The organism is Sinosporangium siamense, from assembly GCF_016863435.1.
Classification (GTDB): domain Bacteria; phylum Actinomycetota; class Actinomycetes; order Streptosporangiales; family Streptosporangiaceae; genus Sinosporangium; species Sinosporangium siamense.
The window spans coordinates 1-21,216 of sequence record NZ_BOOW01000055.1; the positions used below are offsets into that span (position 1 = coordinate 1).

19 protein-coding genes and 1 tRNA gene are annotated in these 21,216 nt (G+C 67.3%); 9 read left to right on the plus strand and 11 right to left on the minus strand.

Annotated features, from left to right (window positions below):
* Position 1: 1 nt before the first annotated feature.
* From Ssi02_RS35870 to Ssi02_RS35885, 4 genes are all read right to left on the minus strand, one after another.
* Positions 2-91, minus strand: a tRNA-Ser gene (locus tag Ssi02_RS35870).
* A gap of 33 nt (positions 92-124) precedes the next feature.
* Positions 125-580 carry a tRNA adenosine(34) deaminase TadA gene (gene tadA, locus Ssi02_RS35875; protein WP_275410792.1) on the minus strand — a complete coding sequence of 152 codons (456 nt, stop codon included), beginning with the start codon at positions 578-580 and terminating at the stop codon, positions 125-127.
* Between the two features lie 13 nt (positions 581-593).
* Positions 594-1,082: a tRNA adenosine deaminase-associated protein gene (locus Ssi02_RS35880; protein WP_204032497.1), complete on the minus strand. Its 489-nt coding sequence runs from the start codon at positions 1,080-1,082 to the stop codon at positions 594-596.
* 17 nt (positions 1,083-1,099) lie between these two features.
* Positions 1,100-1,609 (minus strand): tRNA adenosine deaminase-associated protein, encoded by a 510-nt coding sequence (locus tag Ssi02_RS35885; protein WP_204032499.1) that lies wholly within the window; start codon positions 1,607-1,609, stop codon positions 1,100-1,102.
* Positions 1,610-1,872: 263 nt separating this feature from the next.
* Here Ssi02_RS35885 and upp point away from each other — a divergent pair, with 263 nt between their 5' ends.
* The 6 genes from upp (at position 1,873) to Ssi02_RS35915 (ending at position 6,100) form a co-directional block, all read left to right on the plus strand.
* Positions 1,873-2,511 carry a uracil phosphoribosyltransferase gene (gene upp, locus Ssi02_RS35890; RefSeq protein ID WP_204032501.1) on the plus strand — a complete coding sequence of 213 codons (639 nt, stop codon included), beginning with the start codon at positions 1,873-1,875 and terminating at the stop codon, positions 2,509-2,511.
* A 219-nt stretch (positions 2,512-2,730) separates the two neighbouring features.
* The gene (locus Ssi02_RS35895; protein ID WP_204032503.1) at positions 2,731-2,955 is read left to right on the plus strand and encodes a hypothetical protein; all 225 of its coding nucleotides are present in this window, start codon (positions 2,731-2,733) and stop codon (positions 2,953-2,955) included.
* A gap of 126 nt (positions 2,956-3,081) precedes the next feature.
* Positions 3,082-3,240 carry a hypothetical protein gene (locus Ssi02_RS35900; RefSeq protein WP_204032505.1) on the plus strand — a complete coding sequence of 53 codons (159 nt, stop codon included), beginning with the start codon at positions 3,082-3,084 and terminating at the stop codon, positions 3,238-3,240.
* Positions 3,237-3,767, plus strand: coding sequence for a PH domain-containing protein (locus tag Ssi02_RS35905; RefSeq protein WP_204032513.1), 531 nt, complete (start codon positions 3,237-3,239; stop codon positions 3,765-3,767). The genes Ssi02_RS35900 and Ssi02_RS35905 overlap by 4 nt, the downstream gene beginning before the upstream one ends.
* Positions 3,768-3,900: 133 nt before the next feature.
* Entirely contained in the window at positions 3,901-5,286 is a 1,386-nt protein-coding gene (locus Ssi02_RS35910; RefSeq protein ID WP_204032515.1) for a helix-turn-helix domain-containing protein, read from the plus strand.
* A gap of 124 nt (positions 5,287-5,410) precedes the next feature.
* The gene (locus Ssi02_RS35915) at positions 5,411-6,100 is read left to right on the plus strand and encodes a FadR/GntR family transcriptional regulator (protein ID WP_204032517.1); all 690 of its coding nucleotides are present in this window, start codon (positions 5,411-5,413) and stop codon (positions 6,098-6,100) included.
* Between the two features lie 274 nt (positions 6,101-6,374).
* Here the strand turns inward: Ssi02_RS35915 and dnaN are convergent, their stop codons facing one another.
* The 3 genes from dnaN to Ssi02_RS35930 form a co-directional block, all read right to left on the minus strand.
* Entirely contained in the window at positions 6,375-7,478 is a 1,104-nt protein-coding gene (dnaN, locus tag Ssi02_RS35920; RefSeq protein ID WP_204032519.1) for a DNA polymerase III subunit beta, read from the minus strand.
* A 222-nt stretch (positions 7,479-7,700) separates the two neighbouring features.
* Complete coding sequence (locus Ssi02_RS35925) at positions 7,701-8,363, minus strand: LuxR C-terminal-related transcriptional regulator (RefSeq protein ID WP_204032522.1); 663 nt, start codon at positions 8,361-8,363, stop codon at positions 7,701-7,703.
* Positions 8,357-9,898 carry a sensor histidine kinase gene (locus Ssi02_RS35930; RefSeq protein WP_204032524.1) on the minus strand — a complete coding sequence of 514 codons (1,542 nt, stop codon included), beginning with the start codon at positions 9,896-9,898 and terminating at the stop codon, positions 8,357-8,359. The genes Ssi02_RS35925 and Ssi02_RS35930 overlap by 7 nt, the downstream gene beginning before the upstream one ends.
* 152 nt (positions 9,899-10,050) lie before the next feature.
* On the opposite strand from Ssi02_RS35930, the gene Ssi02_RS35935 reads away from it, so the two are divergent.
* Together Ssi02_RS35935 and Ssi02_RS35940 are read left to right on the plus strand one after the other, a co-directional pair.
* Positions 10,051-10,971, plus strand: coding sequence for an ABC transporter ATP-binding protein (locus Ssi02_RS35935; RefSeq protein ID WP_204032526.1), 921 nt, complete (start codon positions 10,051-10,053; stop codon positions 10,969-10,971).
* The gene (locus Ssi02_RS35940) at positions 10,968-11,702 is read left to right on the plus strand and encodes an ABC transporter permease (protein ID WP_204032528.1); all 735 of its coding nucleotides are present in this window, start codon (positions 10,968-10,970) and stop codon (positions 11,700-11,702) included. The genes Ssi02_RS35935 and Ssi02_RS35940 overlap by 4 nt, the downstream gene beginning before the upstream one ends.
* Positions 11,703-11,749: 47 nt before the next feature.
* On the opposite strand, the gene Ssi02_RS35945 is transcribed toward Ssi02_RS35940, so the two are convergent.
* From Ssi02_RS35945 to Ssi02_RS35960, 4 genes are all read right to left on the minus strand, one after another.
* Complete coding sequence (locus Ssi02_RS35945) at positions 11,750-12,877, minus strand: methyltransferase domain-containing protein (RefSeq protein ID WP_204032530.1); 1,128 nt, start codon at positions 12,875-12,877, stop codon at positions 11,750-11,752.
* Positions 12,874-13,833: an MvdC/MvdD family ATP grasp protein gene (locus Ssi02_RS35950; RefSeq protein ID WP_204032533.1), complete on the minus strand. Its 960-nt coding sequence runs from the start codon at positions 13,831-13,833 to the stop codon at positions 12,874-12,876. The genes Ssi02_RS35945 and Ssi02_RS35950 overlap by 4 nt, the downstream gene beginning before the upstream one ends.
* Positions 13,834-14,906: 1,073 nt before the next feature.
* Positions 14,907-15,644, minus strand: coding sequence for a hypothetical protein (locus tag Ssi02_RS35955; protein ID WP_204032536.1), 738 nt, complete (start codon positions 15,642-15,644; stop codon positions 14,907-14,909).
* 181 nt (positions 15,645-15,825) lie between these two features.
* Positions 15,826-19,485: a replicative DNA helicase gene (locus tag Ssi02_RS35960; protein WP_445009414.1), complete on the minus strand. Its 3,660-nt coding sequence runs from the start codon at positions 19,483-19,485 to the stop codon at positions 15,826-15,828.
* A 330-nt stretch (positions 19,486-19,815) separates the two neighbouring features.
* Here Ssi02_RS35960 and Ssi02_RS35965 point away from each other — a divergent pair, with 330 nt between their 5' ends.
* A complete protein-coding gene (locus Ssi02_RS35965; protein ID WP_204032539.1) occupies positions 19,816-21,120 on the plus strand; it encodes an MATE family efflux transporter in 1,305 nt (434 codons plus the stop codon).
* The last annotated feature ends 96 nt before the right edge of the window (positions 21,121-21,216 follow it).

The following is a 21,216-nucleotide window of genomic DNA, read 5'->3' on the forward strand; positions in this document are numbered from 1 at the left end:
CTGGCGGTGGAGGTGGGATTTGAACCCACGGATGAGTTGCCCCATCACACGCTTTCGAGGCGTGCGCCCTCGGCCACTAGGCGACTCCACCGCGAATGAGCCTACCGGATCCGGGAGGTGGCCGTTACCGGCGTTGGGCGAAGAATGTGCGGAGGAGGGCGGCCGAGTCGGCGGCGAGGAGGCCGGGGAGGACTTCGGGGCGGTGGTTGAGGCGGCGGTCGCGGACTACGTCCCAGAGGGAGCCTGCGGCGCCGCCCTTCTCGTCGGCTGCGCCGTACACGATGCGGGCCACGCGGGCGAGGACGGCGGCGCCGGCGCACATGGTGCAGGGTTCGAGGGTGACGACCAGGGTGCAGCCGGTGAGGCGCCACTGGCCCAGGGTGGCGGCGGCGGCGCGGAGGGCGAGGATTTCGGCGTGGGCGGTGGGGTCGGCGGTGGATTCGCGGTCGTTGCCGGCGGCGGCGAGGAGGTCGCCTTGGGGGCTGAGGACGACGGCGCCGACGGGGATCTCGCCGCGATCGGCGGCGCGGGCGGCCTCGGTGAGGGCGCGGCGCATCGCTGCGGTGTGGTCGAGGGTCACTGTGGGTCTGGGGTCAGCGTAGGCGGTCGAGTTGATCGGCGAAGGCGAGGCGTTCGGCGATCACGGAGAGGGTGTCGGCGGGCAGGACGCCCTCTTCCATGCTGAGTTCGAGGAGTTCGTCCGCGCTAAGGCCGAGGTCGGTGAGGAGGTCCAAGTCGCCGACGGGGTGCACCCCGACGTCGACGCCGTCGTTGTTGAGGGCGGCGCCGGCGAGTTCGGTGAAGAGCTCGGCGAGGGCGTCGCCGCGGCCGGCCTGGGCGTCGGAGAGGAAGGCGCGGGGTTCCTCGTCGCCGTCGTATCTCACGATCGCGAACCACTCGTCTTCGGCTTCGACGCAGAGGATGGCGAGCTCGTCGCCGTCGAGGCCCAAATGCTCTTGTACGGCGTCGCCGAGATCGTCGGCGATCTCAACCTCGCTGAGGTCGACCTCCGCGCCGGCCCACCCCTCCGCGGTGCGGACGAAGGCGGCGGAGAACACGCTGGTCGCGGGTCGGGATGGCATGGGCGGACTCCCTCGGGTCAGCCGAAGAGCGAGTCGATGGCACGTTCGAATGGCTCGGAGAAGCCGAGCCGCGCGGCGATGCTGGACAGCACGTCCTCCGGGTGGAGCTCGACGTCACCGGAGAGGAAGCCGAGTTCCATCTCGTCGAGCCCGAGGTCGGCGAAGATCGACAGGTCGCCCGCGGGCAGCGGGGTGTCCTCGTCTCCGAGGATCTCCAGGAGTTCGTCCTCGTCGGGGATCGGCACATCGAGGTATTCGAGCACCTGCTGGGCAAGCGGCCAGTCCCACGACGCGGCGATGTCGGAGAGAAACACGCTCACTCTCTCACCACGCACTCGCAACGCCACGAAGAACTCATCCCCCACGGCGACCAGGCCAATCGCGCCACTCATGCTCGGCTGCTGGCGGAGGGCGTGCACAAGGCCCTCGAAGTCGGTCGTGAGCGCGGTCGGGAGCATGTCGGCTTCCCAGTGGTCGTCCTCCCGGTAGACCACGATGGCGAAGTCGAGCCCATCTTCGTCTGTCATTTCACCCCACCGACCTGACCTCCACGGTCTTCAATGGTCCCAGACGTCACACGCGGAGTGAGGCAGCACCCACCAAATTGTGATCAAATCCGAGTACGTCCCGACGCGCGTACCTGGCACATCACCAGATTCCCACCCCGAAACCTCTGTCCACTGTGTCAAGTTCCACATCGCGCCGAGGCATTGGGACCACACATCGCTACAAGCAGTTTGTCCAGGTCGCGTACTGTTTTACCGATCGTTGGAACCAGGTGGAGAACCTTATGCAGACCCTCGTCGTGGACCACCCGCTCGTCGCGCACAAACTGACCACTCTGCGCGATGTGCGTACGGACTCACCGACCTTCCGCCGCCTCGCCGACGAGCTCGTGACGCTGCTCGCCTATGAGGCGACGCGCGACGTACGGGTCTCGCCGGTGACGGTGGAGACGCCGGTGACCTCCGCCGAGGGTGTGCGCCTGTCGCGCCCGGCTCCGCTGGTGGTGCCGATCCTACGCGCCGGGCTCGGCATGCTCGACGGCATGATGCGGCTGCTCCCGACGGCCGAGGTGGGATTTCTCGGGATGATCCGCGACGAGGGCACTCTTAAAGCGGAGACCTACGCCACCCGCCTGCCCGAGGACCTTTCCGGGCGGCAGTGCTACGTCCTCGACCCGATGCTGGCGACGGGCGGCACGCTCGCCGCGGCGGTGAGCCTGCTGTTCGAGCGGGGCGCCGAGGACGTCACGGCGTTGTGCCTGCTCGCCGCGCCGGAGGGCATCGCGCACATGGAGCGGGTCTTCGACGGCACCGGAAGGCCGCTGCGCGTGGTGACGGCGTCGCTCGACGAGCGGCTGAACGACGCGGGCTACATCGTGCCCGGCCTCGGCGACGCGGGCGACAGACTGTACGGCGTGGCCTGACCTCAGCCGGTTGCGGCACGACCGCTGAAGCCTCCCATCGTTTGACCTTTCTCTTCTCTCTCCCAGGAAACGCCACCAATCGTTACTCTGCGCAGTTGAATGGGTACGTGGCGTGACGGAAGGCATCTCTTCTGTGTCCCGGGTCGTCGCCGGCCGCGGGCACACACCAGGGAGAACCATGTGCGTGCTAATTGATCGACCCGGCAGCCGGGGCACGGTGTGAGCCGGGCCGCGGGTTCCGGCACGAGCCCATATGCGGAGGTCGAGGCTCGGCTCCAAGAGGAGTTCGCCGGAGTGCACTCCGCTACGACCGTGACTCGCTGTGTCGAAGCGGCGCATTACGGCGCACTGGAGGTCACGGGCTCCGCCCATCCCGACCTCGTCGAACGGATAGCACGTAAGCACCTTCATGTCCTCGCCCTCGTCGCGAGCGAACGCGGGTGAGGCACATCACGTCAGGACGTTCAGCAGGTCATCACAACCACTAGAGCTACGCGCTTCCAACGCGCTTTACCGGGCCGTGGGCTTGGGTAATGATTACTAGTGGGTGAGTTGCCATGGGAGGCAGCTGTGCAGGTCAAGAAGGTAGCCATCTACGCGGGAATCGCCTTCACGGCGTTCTACCTGCTCACTCGACCCACCGACGCTGCGGAGGTGATCAGAGGCGCTGTGGATCAAGTAGTGACTGCCGCTGATTCGCTGGCTTCTTTCTTTGCAAGGTTGACATGAGACTTGTGACCCACGGGGATTCGGCCCCGGCCTCGGTAAACCGCTACCTGCTCCCCCACGAACATCAGGTGATCATGGTACGGCGGCACCCCGCCGTGCTTCTACGCCCGGTTGGCGAGGTTCTCGGCGGCTTGATCATCGCCGGGCTGCTCAGTACGTGGTTCGGAGACAACAACGGCGGCCAGGCCCTAGTGATTGTGTGGTGGGCCTGGCTACTACTACTCATCCGTTTTGTCTGGAAGGTGGCGGAGTGGTCGGTTGACTACTTCGTCGTCACGTCTAAGCGGATGCTGCTCACCACCGGGCTGATCACGCGCAAAGTCGCGATGATGCCGCTCGGCAAGGTGACCGACATGAGCTTCCAGCGTTCGCTGCTGGGCCGCCTGCTGGGCTACGGCGAGTTCGTGCTGGAGTCCGCCGGTCAAGATCAGGCTCTGTCCACTGTCCCTTACATCCCCTACCCGGAGACTTTGTACCTAGAGGTCTGCCAGATGCTCTTCCCTGGCGGGGACGACTCGGATGATTGATCCGATATGTCCTCGTTTCTTGGGGCGTGAACGGCAGTTCACGCCCTGAGATTCTTCATGTGGGGTTACCCGATTCGGCAGCATATGCAATCATGGCGAGACCTATTGACCACTCCCCGCCCTGAGAGATCAGATGCCGAGTCAGGGAACCATCGGTGACCGTGTCCGCGGATTGCGGCTGAGCAGGCGGATGTCCCAGGCGCAGTTGGCCGGGCCCGACCTGTCAGACAGTTATGTCTCTCTAATCGAGTCGGGCAAGCGTACGCCTACGCCGGTAGTCGCGCGACTACTGGCCGAACGACTCGGATGTACGACCGAATTCCTTCTTCACGGGATCGAGCCGCGTCAGCGTATCGACACCGAACTGGGCCTCCGGCACGCCGAACTGGAGCTCCACCACGGTGACCCCGCCATGGCCGTGGACCGCTTCGGCGAGATCATCAAGGCCATCGGCGAGGAGAACGTCATGCTGGCGGCGCAGGCCCGGCTGGGCCGCGCACGCGCGCTTGAGGCGCAGGGACGGGTGGGGGCCGCCGTCGAAGCGTTCGAACGACTCCGCCGTGAGGCCGCCGCGCACCCCGAGCGCGTGGCGGACCTGCCGCTGGCCATCGCCCTCTGCCGCTGCTACCACCGGGCCGGGGACACCTTGCGCGCCAAGGACCTCGGCACACACGCCAGAAAGGCCGTCACTCGACTCGGCCTGACTCAGGGTGAACTCGCGATCGAGCTCGCCGCCGCCCTCATCGAGTCCGAGGCCGCGAGCGGCCCCGGCTCCGAGGGGCTGACCTTCGTACGACAGGTACTCGACGTCAACGGCGTGCACCCGGCGCCGGACCGCGCGGCCGAGGTCCGCTCGTTGTGGCGGTCAAGCATGGCCGCGGCACAGGGCGACGACTCGGCTCTCGCCGTACAGCTCGCCGAGGACGCGATCGCGACCGGCAGACCGAGCCGCATGGCCTTCAAGATGGGACGCATCGCTCTCGAATGGTCCCGCCTGGCAGTCGGCGCCGCCGACGCCGCCGAGACCGGTGCCGCCGGGCACCTGAACGAGGCGCAGCGGCACGCGAACTCCGCCAAGGACGCGTTCGCCCTGCTGCCCGAGGCACGGCGCGAGCAGGCCGACAGCATGGTGGTGCTGGCGCACATCAAGGTGCGGAGCGGGCAGCCCGAGGCTGCGGCCGGTCTCGCCGGATCGGCCCTCGACCTGCTGGCGGGCGAGGGGGCGAGCACGGTCGCCGCCGCGGCGCACCTTGTGCTCGCTCAGGTGTCGATCGCGAGGTCCGAGGGTGACCCGCTGGCAAACCTGAACTCCGCTCACCGACTGCTTGAATCGCTCCAGGGCACCGGAGCACACCACCCCGACCGCCGCATGGGGCGCGCCTGGCGCGAACTGGGCGACCTCTACGGGCAGGTCGGTGCGCACGACAAGCAGACAGGGGCGTATCGTAGGGCTCTCGAAGCGGCCGGAGTGCGGTCCGCCATTGTGGGGACCACCGTCGATTCCACGGTGTCGCGCTGACCTGTGAAATCTGATCGCAGACCGCCCTCCGGGGGTCTCCAGATTTGTGTTGTGGATCTGGAATAATTAGGGTCTACCAGTCATTGAATCATAGGATGATTGGTTTCCCCGGAGGAGGCGGACTGTGAGTCTGCGTACCACGCAGCGCGCGTCCCTCGTCGACCAGGTTATCGACCAACTCAAAGAGCAGATCACCTCGGGCTCCTGGCAGATGAACGCCAAGATCCCCACGGAGACCGTGCTCGCCGAGCGACTGGGTGTGGGCCGCAACACCGTCCGCGAGGCCGTGCGAGCCCTGACGCACGCCGGCCTCCTGGAGTGCCGGCAGGGCGACGGCACCTACGTGAGGGCGACCAGCGAGTTGTCGGGCGCGATGTTGCGCCGCCTGCGCCAGGCCGAGCAGCTCGAGATCCTCGAGGTGCGGCGTGCCCTTGAGGTCGAGGCCGCCCGTCTGGCCGCGGCCAGACGCACCGACGAGGATGTGCGGTCCATCGAGGCGGCGCTGGCCGAGCGCGAGCGCGCCTGGGAGGTCGGCGAGCCCAACGCCTTCGTCGAGGCGGACCTGGCCTTTCACATGGCCGTGGTGCACGCGACGCACAACCTTGTGCTGATCGACCTTTATGACGACTTTTCCGCTGCCTTGCGGGCCAGCATCACCGCCGCCGGCACCTCGCTCAACAAGAGCTACATCCCTCACGACGCCATTTTCCGGGCCATCGCCGCAGGTGACGCCGCCGCCGCCGAACGCGCCGGGCACGCCTGCATGGAGCACATCCTGATCGCCCTGACCGAGTCCCAGGAACTGGCCGTCTAACCCGCTTCTCCGGCAGACTGCACGACAAGCCCCAACCGCCCACAAGGCCACGCTGCTCACCACAGCGGACACCCCGCTCCGAGCACCAGCCCCCGCACCAGCCCTTATGCCGCGCTGCCCCCGTTCTTGTATGGCACAGCGTTCTTGTACAGCAGAGTTCTTGTACAGCAGAGCGTTCCTACACGGCACAGCCTTCCTGTACGGCAGAGCATGGTTGACCCCGATCCGGCGCACTCGGCCGAGGTCCAGGCCGGACACACCAGCCGCCGACTCCCTAACCCAGGCGCAACGTCATGACCAGATAGCGATAAGCCGGAGCCCCATCGCCCGGAACCTCGCTGATCAGAACCGGGCGCGTGGGTGACTCCATGTTGAGCCGCACAAACTCAGAGTCAACCCCGCTAAGGCCGTCGAGCAGATAGTGCGGCTGAAAGGCCACCTGGATCTCGTCCCCGGTCAACTCAGCCGGTATCACCTCGGCCCCGCGCCCGATGTCGCCGCCACCCGCCTGGATGAGCACCTGCCCCGCGGTGAAGCTCAGCCGGACCGCGGTGTTGCGCTCGGCCACGAGGGCCACTCGCTTGACCGCCTCGATGAACGGTGTGACACGCACATCCGCCCGGATCGACCACGACCCGGACAACCGCGACCGGTAGTCGATGAACTGCTCGTCGAGCAGGCGCACGGTCGTCGCCCTGCCTCCGCTCTCGAACCCGGCGACACCGTCGCCGAGGGAGAGCGCGACCTCGCCGCCGCGCAGGGAGCGGGCCACCTCGACCAGGACCCGCGCGGGCACCATGGTGCCGACCTGGAACCCGGCTTCGGCGGGACGCCATTGGAGATCCTTGGCGGCGATGCGATAGCGGTCGGTGGCCGCCATGGTCATCTGCTCGCCGTCGACGTCGACCCTGATGCCGGTGAGCATGGGCAGCGTGTCGTCACGGCTCGCGGCGGGGGCCACCGCGCCGACCGCAGCGGCGAAGGCGGAGCCGTCCGCCGTGCCGACCCGGCTCGGCATCGCGGGCAAGGTCGGGAAGTCCTCCGCCGGCATGGTGAGCAGGGCGAACTCGGCGCTGGCGCAGGTCAGCAGGGCCTCGTTGCCGCTCGTCGCGATCTCCACGGCGTCGTCGGGGAGGTTGCGGGTGATCTCGGCGAGGACGCGGCCGGGGATGAGCACCTGGCCGGGCTCGTCGACGACGGCCTCGATCCTGGCCCGTGCGGAGACGTCGTAGTCGAAGGCGGACAACGAAAGGTCGGACTCACCGCTCGCGGTGACCAGCAGGCCGGAGAGCACGGGGGCGGCCGGCCGGTTGGGAAGCACCCTGGCGGTCCACGTCACAGCGTCGGCGATCGCCTCGCGACTCACCCTGATCTTCACCTGGACCCCACCCTTCGTCCGTCCCTGCGGCCCTTGGCCACCGTAACCTGTGGCACCGACAGATCGCCTCTCGCGCCGGGGATCGGGGTGAGTGAGGAGGCCGAGCAACGAGCAGGAGGCCGCGAACCCTCACAAGCTCCCCGCCCCGGCGCCAACACGATGGCTGCGCCGTACGAATCGGAAGAGCAGGACCTCCAGGAAGACAGTGAAGAAAGAGCCGCCTCACGAACGGGCGGCGTTCAAATAAGCCAGCACCGCCAGAACGCGCCGGTTGTCGTCGTTGTCCGGAGCGAGGTCGAGTTTGGCGAAGATGCTGGCCGTGTGTTTGGCCACCGCGCTGTCGCTGAGGAAGAGCCGTGCCGAGATGGCCGCGTTGGACCGCCCCTCGGCCATGAGTTCAAGCACCTCGCGTTCGCGCGGGGTGAGCCGCCCGAGGGGCTCGTGCCTGGCGTTGCTGGCCAGCAGCTTGGCGATGACCTCGGGGTCCATGGCGGTGCCGCCGGAGGCCACCCGCCGCACGGCGTCGATGAACTGGTCGGCGTTGAACACCCGGTCCTTGAGCAGATAACCGATCGCCCCGGTGCCGTCGGCGAGGAGTTCGCGGGCATAGAGCTGTTCGACATGCTGGGAGAGCACAAGCACCGGCAGCCCCGGCACGGCCCGGCGGGCGGCGAGCGCGGCCTGGAGGCCCTCGTCGGTGAACGTGGGCGGTAGCCGTACATCGACGACCGCCACGTCCGGCCGCTCGGTCACGAGGGCTTTGAGCAGCTCGGGGCCGCTTTCGACGGCGGCCACGACGTCGAAGTCGTGAGCGGTGAGCAGGTGGACGAGGCCGTCGCGGAGGAGGTAGAGGTCCTCTCCGATGACCACCCGAGGCTTCAGCATCCCAACCGGGGCCGGCCCGCGGTGGCTTCCTTCATCCATCGCTCCTTCGAATGCCAGATCGGCAGCACAGTAGCCGCCACATACATGATCGTGCCAAGCGCGATCATGAACGCGATAAACGGCCACTGCCAGAACTCAGGCAGATAGAGAGCGAGGCACCAGGCACGCATGATCTCCCCGTCGCTCTCGACGAACTGCCCGATCTTGAAGACCGCGGCCACAATCCCCTGAGGGAAGAGCGGGAGCCAGGCCAGCGCATAGCAGAGGGTCACCACCGCGATCATCCACTTGGGCATGGGCTTCTTGGCGGGCACGGCGTCGGCGAAGGCGTGCGGCAGGTCGATGGCGAGCAGCGTGGGTCCCCCGGGCGGGCTGTTCACCGCCAGTACCCCGTCAAAGGGTTCAAGCCGGCGCTCGATGCCCCGCAACCCGCTGCCCCGCGAGGGGTCCGCCCCGCCGTTGCCGTCGTCGGCAACGGTGATCTGGAGTGCGGCACCGCTTTTGCTGATGTCGATGGTGACGTTCCGGGCTTCGCCGTGTTTGGTGGCGTTGGTCAGCAGCTCGCTCACCGCGAAGTAGGCGGCCGACTCGACCGGCTGGTCTAGGCGCTCCGGCAGGTCGACCGTGACGGTGACGTTGAGCGGGGTGTCGAGAGCCATGGCGCGTACGGCGTCGCCGAGCCCGCGTTCGGCCAGCACGGGAGGGTGTATACCGCGGACGAGCTGCCGGAGTTCGGACAACGCGGCCGCCGACGCCTCCCGTGCCTTGACCAGCAGCGCCTTGGCGGCCTGCGGGTCGCGCTCGATCAGCTCCTCGGCCGCGCCGAGTGTCATGCCCATCGCGACGAGGCGCGCCTGGGCGCCGTCGTGCAGGTCGCGTTCGATCCTGCGCAGTTCGGCCGCCTGTGAGTCGGCCGCGTTGACCCGGGCCCGGGTGAGGCTCTGCACGCGCGCTTGGAGTTCGGAGCGTCGTGTGGCGGAAAGCAGTATGCGGGTCCACCGGTCGTGCAGGAGCAGCACCCATGGGACGGCGATGAGGCCGGCCACCGCGGCGGCGATGCCGAAGGGGGCCGTCCAGGGGGCCAGCCACCAGGCGGAGGTCAGGCCGTAGCCCACGGCCAGCAGCGGCAGGGCGAGCAGGGAGAAGGTGATAAGCGGGTTGAGGGTGATCCACAGGAAATCGCGCCAGGTCGCGGGGTCGTTGATCAGCCACTTCCAGCGCATGTTCCAGGCGGGGTAGCGCGGGGTCTTGTAGAGGGTGCGGTCCACGCGGTACCAGCCGTTGTATTCGGGGACCGGGGGCGGCGGGGCGGGGTGGTACGGCGCGGCCAGCTCGACGCCCGACCACAGGGTGGTCCTGCGCCTGACGTGCTCGGTCAGGCGTCGTGCCTGCAGGGCGATCGGGTTGAAGAGGAACACCATGCCGAGGCCGAAGCTCAGCAGAAGCCCGAACAGCATGAACGGCACCACGACGAGGTGCGTGGCCGCCCCGGCCGCGAGCACGACCAACCGGCGAATAGCTACGACTGTCCGCATAGGCCCAGTTTGCGCCACGGTGCCAAATTCCACAGTGCCACGACCTCCACGTGAGGGGTGGAGATAAGTGCACCCCCACGCGACACCTGTCTGGATTCTCCGGAAATCAACGTTTTTCTACCGTCGAAGGCGACACAAGAGAGGAGTCGATCGTGCCGATCATCGAGGTGGAGAACCTCCATAAGAAGTACCGCGACGTCGTGGCCGTGGAGGACGTCTCGTTCACCATCGAGGAGGGCGAGATCTTCGGCGTGCTCGGCCCCAACGGGGCAGGCAAGACGACCTCGGTCGAATGCCTGGCCGGGTTGCGGGCGCGCGACGGGGGACGCATCAACGTCGCGGGCTTCGACCCGCGCACAGACAGGGACCAGCTCCGCAAGATCCTCGGCGTACAGCTGCAAAGCGCCGGCCTCCCCGCCAAACTCCGGGTTCACGAGGCTATGGAGCTTTACGCCTCCTTCTACCCGAACCCCGCCGACTGGGTCGAACTGCTCGACCGCGTCGGACTCGCCGCCAAGCAGAAGACCGCCTACGGCAAACTCTCCGGCGGCCAGCGGCAGCGCCTGTCCATCGCTCTGGCCCTCGTCGGCCGGCCCAGCGTCGCCGTACTCGACGAGCTGACCACCGGGCTCGACCCACAGGCCAGGCGGGAGACGTGGTCGCTCATCGAGGACATCAGGCGCTCGGGCGTGACGATCGTGCTCGTCACGCACTTCATGGAGGAGGCCGAGCGGCTCTGCGACCGGCTCGCGCTGATCAACAAGGGCAAGACCATCGCGATCGACAGCCCGAGCGGCCTGATCGCAGGTGTGCAGAGCGAGCAACGCGTCTCCTTCAGGCCCACCACCCCGCTCACCGACGACGCCCTGCTCACCGCGCTGCCCGAGGTCAACTCCGTGGCGCGCGACGGCGACACGATCACGGTGTACGGCACGGGCAACCTGCCCTATGTCGTCACCACCGCTCTTGCCGGCCACGGCATCGTCGCCGCAGCGCTCCGCGTGGAGCAGGCCACGCTCGACGACGCCTTCCTCGCCCTCACCGGACACACCTTCGACGGAGCCCAGTCATGACCAAGACCCTCGTCACCGAAGCCCGGCTTTACCTGCGCGAGCCGCTGGCACTGTTCTTTCCGATCTTCCTGCCGCTGATGCTGCTGATAGGGCTCGGCATCATCCCGGGAATCAACGAGCCGGACCCCAACCGCGGCGGCATACGGGCCATGGACGGCTACCTGCCGTCCATGATGGTCTTCCTCGCCGTCGTCACCATGGCCGTCACCATCCTGCCGGGGGCCCTCGTGACCTATCGGGAACAAGGCGTGCTGCGCCGTATGTCCACCACCCCGGCGTCCCCTGCCCGCCTGCTCTACGCGATCCTGATGATCAACGTCGCCATCTGCGTGGCCGCGACAGTCATACTGATCGTGGTCGGCGGGCTCGTACACGATGCGTCCCCGCCGAGGCATCTGCCGGGCTTCCTGCTGGTGTTCGCCCTCGGCACCGGTGCGATGCTCAGCATCGGCCTGGTGCTCGCCGCCGTCATCAACAGCAGCAAGGTGGCGCAGGCGTTCGGCGGAGTGGCGATGTTCCCCATGCTCTTCGTGGCCGGCATGTGGCTGCCCCGCGAGAACATGCCCGGCGCCCTGCAGGTGATCGGCGATGTCTTCGTGGTCGGCCCCTTCGCCGAGGCGCTGCACACCACCTGGCTCGGGCAGGCACCGCAGATCCACAACGTGGCCATCATGGCCGCGGCAGTGGTGATCTGCGGAGTGCTCGCCACCAAACTCTTCCGCTGGGAGTAAGGAGGGTGAGCGTACGGCACGCCGCCACGGGGGCGTGTGCCGTACGGCTATCGGGGCGTGATCAGGGGGATGTCGGGGGTCTCCAGCCACAACCACTGGCGCTCGGGGGTAACGGACAGCCCGAACTCCCCCACGTCCGGCCTGCCGTGCGACTCCCACCAGGTGTGGGCGTCCTCCACGATCGCCCACACATCCCGTGGACCGCCCAGGGTCACCTCGGTCGCCTTCTTCAGCGGCATCTCCGCCCAAGAGGAGTCATCCGCGACCAGGGTGACACTCTCGGCTCCCGGATAGACCACGAGGCCCGGCAGCCGCTGCCATGTGACCAGCGCGAGACCGGGCACCAGCAACGCCTCGCCGGGCAGGGCGCTCTCGCGGCGGCGCACGTCGCTCCTGTCCATCGCCGCGCCCGTGGGCACACCCGGCAGCGACGCTTCGCTCCGCGCCGGCATGAAGCCGAACGGGCAGGCCAGCAGGGGTCCCGAGGCGACACCCTCACCGGTCACGGTCAGCCGGGTGAGGGCGCCGGCGAACGACGCGCCGGCGGGACGCAGATCGGCCACGATCACCCCGCCGATCCGGACTTGGCGCACCCACTGCCCCGGAATCTGCTCGAAGGCGACGGTCGCGACCAACCGGTCGTACGGCGCCCGCCTGGGATGGCCTTCGCGACCGTCACGGACGGCGAGCGCGGGGCGGTAACCCAGCTCCTTCAGGCGCAGACCGGCGAGCTCCACCAGATCAGGATCGATGTCGACGGAGGTGACGAGGTGGTCGCCGAGCCGCTCGCTGAGGAGCGCGGCGTTGTAGCCGGTGCCTGTGCCGATCTCCAGCACGGAAACGCCGTCCACGACGTCGAGCTCGTCGAGGATGCGCAGCATGAGGGAGGGGCGGGTGCTGGAGCTGGTCGCCCACGGCCAGCCGCCGCACTCGATGTGCTGCGTGACCAGGGTGTCGTCGGAGTAGACGGTCGGCAGGTAGTCGGGGACCCCCGGGGTGAAATGCCGGCCGCGGCGGGGGTCGTCGCCCTCGTCGCCGGGCCGGAGGTAGAACGACGGTATGAACACGTGGCGGGGCACGGTGACGAACGCCTGCCGCCAGGCCGGGGGGAGCGCGCCCGCCGCGGAGAGGGCGTCGGCGAGCTCGCGCGCGAGGTCCCGCCACGTCGTCGTCATCCGCCACCACCCGCCACGAGCAGATCCGCGACCGCCTCCGCGATCGGCAGGCCGGTCGCCTCCGCGAGCCACGCCCACGCCCCGCTCGGATTGACCTCCAGGAACCACCAGTCGCCCGCCCGGTCGACGGAGAAGTCGAACACGCCTATCTGGACGCCGAGATCGGCCAGGCACCGCAGGCAGCCGTCCACCACATGCTGGGGGACATCCACGACATCGTAGGTCAAACGGTCGTAGTGGGTGCGCCAGTCTTGGCGGGCCACCGGATCGACCGTGCGAATCGCCACTCCCAGGCACACACCATGACCGGTCACCACGACACGGGTGTCGAAGACCTTGGGCACGTTGCTCTGGAACAGGTGCGGAGTGACTCGGACTCGGTCATCCACCGTGACGGCGTCGACGGTTGATGTGTAGATCAGTTTGATTCTTCCCTCCTCACTGACGATCTTGTGCATGATCGCCTTATAGACGGCCCCATGATCCTGGTTATCCACGAATCGCCGTGCGGAGACGGGATCGTTGGTGATCAGGGAGGCGGGGACGTGTAACCCGGCGCGGACCGCGGACGCCATTTGCACAATGCGGTATTCGGCGTCGGCGACCGCCGACGGATGGGAAGCCCAATATGCAGGAAGGGAGGAAAGCAGCCCTCCGATGCCGAAGCGGGCCTCCACGGTGGCGAATCTGAGCTCCTGCTCACTCAGCTTCGAGGGGAAGCTGAAAGGCTGGGAGTGACGATAATAGACGGCGGAGACCGCGTTCAACTCAATGGACGCATCGGGAGTGTTGATGACACCTTGCCATCCATCCCCCGTTATCTCCGCCTCGATGCTGGCACGGGCAGGAAACCATGACGTGTCAAACCACCACACATGGACCCCTTTTTGGGTCAAGGCATAGGAGACCCTGACTGCTTCGTCGTCCTCATCGCCGGCAAGGATGAGGACCGACATTAGTCAGTTACCGTAACCGTCTGTGTGTCGGACTCGACTTTTCCGTCACTGCTGAACTGCGTCGGCCTGGTCTCGGTCCTGGTCTTGGTGGGCTTGGCGTGTTTGCCTGACTCCAAGATGTGGCACTCCACCGGAACCACGGCGAAGTCCATGCCCCAGGGTCGCCCTTGTGTCGCAGACTCGGGCGAGATCGGGATCGCACGGCCCGGCGGGCCGAAGGGGAATCGGTCGCCCGGCCTTGTGAATGGTGCGGTGTCGATCATATTAAGCTCCCGTTTCGATGGCCCACTGGAGTTATGAAATCATGGCGCCTGCCGCTTCTCCAGGGGTGCCGCCGAGAAATATCGCCGTCGCCTTGAGGATGGCTCAATCCAGGCTAAGAGCGCGGTCGCGATAGTTCACTGCTTGTATTCAAGATGAGCAAGTTTTCACCTTCGGGCAGGGTACACTTGTTTTGCCGACCGCACGCACGGGAGGGCGTCAACGATCTCCCCGGGGGGAGACGAGGGGGGTGGTTCGCACGCTCACAATGCCGAGTCCGGGAGCGTTGACCGGCGAGAGAGCAGACATATTCTGAACCACCGGTGCGGGTGCTTCCCTTGCCTGTGAAACCGGTTACGGTCCGTGCCGCTCCGCCCCGGATCGGCACCGCCCCGGGGGATACGATGCCGCGCCTCCATCTTGTGCATCGCTTCGATTTCACCGTCCGATTCCCCGGATCCGACCAGCTCATATATCGTCTCCGGGAAATAGGTAAACGTAGATGCATAAACCACGCCGGCTCGTTTCCTCCGGCCGATGACAATGGAATGTCAATTCCCCTAAAATAGGTTCTTTCATGCGGAGACTGAAGGAATGTGACGCAGACGCCGGCAGGCCAGGCCGAGCCGGTGCCGACACCGCCGGACCCGCACCTGTACCCCGAGTTCGCGTCCACCGGCGGCCTTTCCGCCGCCCTCGCCGAGACGGCCGCCGAGCACGGGCTTGAGGTGGGCGAAGTACGCTGCCCCGGGCACGGCGGCCGAACTCCACCCGGCCTGAGACGACCTGCCGTGCCGCGACGCGTCACTCGTCTAGCGGATCGCCTTGGGCAGGTCGTCCGTCCACTCGGCCTTCTCCACAAGGGTGGTGCCGTCCTTCCCGGGCTTGGCGGCAGCCGAGGTGAAGACCGACGTGCGTAGCCGTGCTGCCTCCACATCCGTTACCAGCCTGAGTTCACCGAACGGATAGTCGATCGCGAGGCTCTCGCCGCCGTCGACCGCACCGAGGTTCCGGACGTTCGGTTGTGCGGCGAGCGCACGGAAGGCGGCCGCGCGCACCTCCGGCGGCGCGGGCATGCTGGACAGCACCTTGAGCAGCGGGACGACGCGGGCCGTTTCCACGTGCAGTGGTTTCCCGGCGTGCCGGACGAGCCACGTCACCAGTTCATCCGGGTCGGTCGCAAGCCGCTGGATCTGCTCGTAACTCAGCCTAGTGTTCTCCAGATCGAAGCCGTCAGACCAGTGCCCGTTCTTGCCGCCGTTTTCCGTGACCTCGTTCTTCCCGCTCGCCCGGAACCACGATTTGCCGTCGCGCCGAGTCCAGGTCTCCACGGACGACTCGCCCAGCTCGCGCCCTGCCATGCTGCTGGTGGACACGGTCTTGACATACCAGTAGGTGCCGGACTCCTCGGGGGTGTTCACCGCGGCGGTCGCCGCGGCGAGCAGGATCTGCCGTCCTGATTTCTGCACGACGGCTGACGGGCCGCCGGAGGTGACGGCCGGCTGATCGAGCACGCCGCAGTCGACAGCCCTCACCTGGCTGAACAGCATCTACCTCCCAACAGCCCACCTTCCCGCCTGACCCACCGGTTCTCGGTGTCGGCGCCCATACAGGCATGCTTGTGATGCAGCGAACCGATCCCAAGTACGGCGAAGGCCATAATCCACGCGTGACTTGAAGCCGGGATGTGCCACCGGCGTGACCCGCCCACCAGGTGAGCAGGACCTGAGGTCAGTGCTGGGCCATGTCGACGAAGCGGCTGTAGTGGCCCTGGAAGGCCACGGTCACGGTGGCGGTGGGGCCGTTACGGTGCTTGGCCACGATGAGGTCGGCTTCACCGGCGCGGGGGGACTCACGCTCATATGCGTCTTCACGATGCAGAAGGATGACCATGTCCGCGTCCTGCTCGATGGAGTTGTGCGTGGCAATCCCGTTGGCGACGAAGTTGTGTGTGCCAAGCACCGTCGCGTCGTAAACGAGTTGTTCGCCCTCGCTTTCGATGGAGGCGACCTCGTCCCAGAAGACGTCGTTGGTGGCGAGCATTTCGAGCTGGGCGTCGTCAAGGATCGTGGCCACTCTGCCCAGACGCTCACGGCTGGGGGCCCGCTTCCACGTGGCGCTGCCGTTGTGCTGGACACCGAGCCGGGCGGAGAACTCCCTGTGGGTCATCCCGCTCTCGGCGAGCACGCCACGCACACGGTCCCAGACCTCGCGGGGCACGGTGTCGATGTTGGTGTTGGTCTTCACCTCACGGAGTGCCGCGACACACCGGTCGGCCTGGGCCGCTCTTTCGCCGTGGACGCCGATTTCGTCCAGGAAGCGCAGCTGGTGCTCGGAGCCGGAGATCAATAGTTGATAGCACGGCCGGTGAGTCCCCTTGCGGGTTTCCTTGACTCGGGCCGTCACATTGAACCGCAGGAGCAGGCGGGCAACGTCGTCGACAAGGCGCCGACTCGTAGAGGCATAGTAGATACGAGCCTGTGCGCGAGTCTCGTCCCACCAGACGCACCCGTCGGTGGCCCAGAGGTGCCTCAGGAAGAGCGCGATCTGGGACTTGGAGAGGGCGAAGACCTCCGGCGGGACGAACTTCTCATAGCTCCTTAGGCCAAACAACCCCATGGTGTCCATCCAGGCGGCGATGGGGTTGCGCTTGCCGTGGGTCAGGCGATGCGGGGAGGGCAGACGCAGGGTTGTGACCCTGGCCGCCGCGTAGTCATCCCTGATCGCGGTGATCCCGAAGTGTTTGGCCGCTTCGGTCACTGCCTCCAGGCATGCTTCGTCCTTGCTGGCATAGCGGATCGGCTGTCGCTTGACGACTGATCCGTCCCCGATCAGGTGGGCCAGAAGCACGACCTCGTCGTCCGGCATCTCGTGGAGGTGTCTCGGTGCGGACACGTGACGAGGGACCGCGATCCTGCCGCTCACCTGGAGATCACCGAGTGGCCTCCATCCGTCGTAGGTCAAGAACGGATGGTTGGCCGTCGCCTTGATCTCCCGCCCCGACTTCAGCCGCAACCGGAAAACCTCTTTAGTGCCACTGGGGAACACATGGGTCATCGTCCGGGGAACCAGGCGAAGCCCGTCATCCAGCGACCACACCGGAATGTCGCGCTCTCCCGATTCCAGGAGCTCCGCGAAGGACACCTCCGCGCCGGTGTCGGCCCGCAACACCCTGGCGTCAGCCGTAAGGCAGCCGGACTCGCGAAGGTCGCTTACTTGGGGGCGTTTGTCGGTGCGTTGTTCGGGGCCTCGGTTGAGCTGGGAGATGGCGATGACGGGGACCTCTAGCTCCTTGGCGAGGAGTTTGAGGGCTCGGGAGAGCTCGGAGACCTCCTGCTGGCGGCTTTCGGTCTTCTTGGGGGAGCTCATGAGCTGGAGGTAGTCGACCACGACGAAGCGCAGGTCGTGACGCTGTTTGAGGCGGCGGCACTTGGCGCGGATCTCCATCATGGACATGTTGGGCGAGTCGTCGATGAAGAGGGGGGCTTCGGCCACCTCGCTCATGCGGCGGGCCAGGCGGGTCCAGTCGTCGTCGGTCAGGGAGCCGGATCTCATCGTGTGCAGGGCTACGCGTGCCTCGGCCGACAGCAGACGCATGGTGATCTCATTGCGGGACATTTCCAGCGAGAAGATGACCGTGGCCATGCCGTGGCGGATCGCCGCCGAGCGGGCGAAGTCGAGGCCCAGGGTGCTGTTGTGGGTGGGAATGCACGCCCGGCTCGCCAGATACATATGGTCGGGGTTGTCGACTTCTACGCAGCGCACGGGGACGGACGGGATGCGCCGTACATCCACGATGAACATCCCTGCGGCTTCGTCGCCACCCTGGAAGAGCTCCTCCGCGAACTCGATCACGTGGGAGGAGTCGGACTCGGCGTAGGACATCGGCTGGATCCCCAGGGACGTCACCAGTTCGCACACGTCCTCGGCCAGTCCGAGACTGCTCACGGCGATCCGGATGCGGCCCTGGGGGCTCACCTGACCGGCGGTGTCCAACAGCCCCGTCAGGAGAGCCCGGCGCTGCTTCTCGGAGGCGCGGAGATAGATCTGGGGGATCGCATCGCGGGCGTTCGAGGCGGATTCCTGCGTGGCGGTGGACCGGCCGAGGGCGAGCCCTACGCCCAGGGCATAGGGGGACAGCGGCAAGTCACATTCTTCCAGCTCGAACGGCGCAGCCGTCGCGACCGCGTGATTGGGCCTGCGGTCGGGGCCGGGGCGATGGAGGGTGGCCGCGATCTCCTCAGTGGTCACCACCCGCCCGGACGGAACCCCCGTAACAGTGGGAAACATGTGGGAGCGATTGACCTGGGCCAACACCGGCACGGTGCCGGCAGAGGCGGCCAAGTCGTAGCCCTGGCTCGCACAGGCGCCGGCTGCCCCCGCTCGCGAAGGTGCCAACCGGAGCGTCTCCAGCCGTGACCCGCCATGCCCGCTCGTGCCTGTGTGCCAACGCGTCCCCCCCTGTGGACAACGGGCGGCGGGAACCGGCGCGCCGCGCTCCTCCGGTGAAACCGTGCGCCACTGATGCCCCCCGTCCGCCACGATCACCGTGCCGTCGCTGAACTCGACCTCATAGCAAGGCCGCCCCCGCATGACCCCGGTGGCCGCGACCACCCGGGTGGGCCTGCCGTCCGCCCCGATGAGGTGGTCGCCCACGCGGACCTCACCCATGGTGGTCCACCCGGTGGGGGTCGGGAGGGGTGTGCCGAGGGCGAGGGCCTTGCCGATGGCGGGGCGGGCGGCGACGACGATCATCTGGCCGGGGTGGAGCCCGTTGGTGAGCTGGTCGAGGTCTTGGAAGCCGGTGGGGACGCCGACCATCTGGCCGTGGCGGCTGCCGATGGCCTCAAGCTCGTCCAGGGCGCCGGGCATGATCTCGGCGAGGGGGAGGTAGTCCTCGGAGGTGCGGCGTTCGGTGACGGCGTAGATCTCGGCCTGGGCGCGGTCGACGAGCTCGTCGACCTCTTCGGCCTGGCCGCCGTAGCCGAAGGAGACGATGCGTGTGCCGGCTTCGATGAGGCGGCGCAGGATGGCCTGCTCACGCACGATTTTGGCGTAGTAACCGGCGTTGGCGGCGGTGGGGACGATGGCGGTGAGGGTGTGGATATAGGCGCCGCCGCCCACTCGCCCGGCTTCGCCGCGTTTTTGCAGCTCGTCCATCACGGTGACGGCGTCGGCGGGTTCGCCGCGGCCGTACAGATCGGTGATGACGTCGTAGATGATCTGGTGGGCGGGACGGTAGAAGTCGTCGCCGCGGATGACCTCGACGACGTCGGCGATGGCGTCTTTGGACAGCAGCATGCCGCCGAGCACCGACTGCTCCGCCTCGATGTTGTTGGGCGGAGTGCGCTCGAAACCGGATCCGATGCCTGGCGACTCCTCCATGCTCACCGCGCACCCCCTCAACGCCTTCGCAGGCGGTCGCACCACCCCCACTTGTAGTCGACCGGTGTGACAGTTTCCCCGGATCCCGCACGTGCGGCAACACGGCCTGTCGATAACCCTGTGGACAAGCTGTGGGTTTCTCGGCTCAGGGTGTGGGCGGCCTGGGGACAAGCCTGTGGATAACCTCTGTGCACACTGTGGGTCCTCCGCGCTAGCAGGGCGAACTTTATCCACCGCCTGTGGAAAGAAGAAATTTGCCGCGACACGCCGAAGGCGATCGTCCGGCGGCAGGCCCCCCAACCATGACGATCTACCTGTAAGCAGTAAAATCGCAAAATGCCCATGACGCGCGTCGATCGCGAGATCCTCCGGCTCGCGGTCCCCGCCTTCGGAGCGCTTGTCGCCGAACCCCTCTTTCTCCTCACCGACTACGCGATCGTGGGCCGGTTGGGCACCACCCCGCTGGGCGCGCTCGGTGTGGCGGGCATGGCGCTGACGACGCTGGTGGGCATGTGCGTGTTCCTGGCATACGGCACGACCGCGGCGGTGGCCCGCAAGATCGGCGCCGGCCATGTGAAGGACGCCGTGCGGCAGGGTGTCGACGGCCTGTGGCTGGCGGTCTTCCTGGGCGTGGCGATCATTGTGGTGGCCTGGCCGCTCGCCCCGGACATCATTGCCCTGTTCGGCGCATCCCCCGAACTCACCCACCATGCCGTGACCTATTTCCGCATCAGCCTCATCGGCATTCCGCCGATGTTGCTGATCCTGGCGGGCACCGGCGTGCTCCGCGGCTTCCAGGACACCCTCACCCCGCTTTATGTGGCCATCGGGTCGTTCGCCCTGAACGCCGCGCTCAACGCCTGGTTCGTGCTCGGCCTGGACTGGGGGATCGCCGGGTCGGCCTGGGGCACCGTACTCGCGCAGACGCTCGGCGCCGCCGCCTACCTCGTCGTGGTGGTGCGGGTGGCGCGGCGCGAGCAGGCCTCCCTGCGGCCGGACCTGCGGGGTGTGCGGCAGGCAGGTACGGCGGGATTCGCCCTGGTGATACGGACGGCGAGCATGCGTGTCGTCGCGCTCGTCGCCACCGCGATCGCGACGCGCATGGGGGACGCGCATGTCGCGGCGCACTCGGTGGCCATGCAGATCTGGACATTGCTCGCCTTCATCCTGGACGCCATCGCCATCGCAGGACAGGCGATCACCGGGCGTTCCCTCGGCGCGGGGGACATCGCGGGCACCCGTACCGTGACCCGGCGAATGGTGTGGTGGGGCATCTGGTCCGGCGTCGTGCTCACGCTGCTGGTCATGCTGGCTCGGCCGTACATCCCCGGTCTTTTCGCCGCGGACGCCCGCGTCACGGCCGAGCTGCTCGTGGTGTTGTGGCCGGTCGCGCTAATGCAACCGCTCGCCGGGGTGGTGTTCGTGCTCGACGGGGTGCTGATCGGCGCCGGCGATCAGCGTTATCTCGCCTGGTCGAGCCTGTGGGCGACGCTGGCCTTCCTGCCCGCCGCCGGGGCGGTGGTGCTGCTTTCCGGGGGGCTCATGGCGCTTTGGCTGGCTCTGGGGGTGTGGATGGCGGCCCGCCTGTTGACACTCGGCAGCCGCGCGTACGGCGGAGCCTGGCTCGTGGCCGGGGCCTGATCGGACAGCTCCGGAGGGGGCCCTTGTCCTCCCGGGCAAGGTGTTGCACTGTTGGCGGGACCCGTCGTCGCCACCCGCCCAGCGATTGGTACCCCC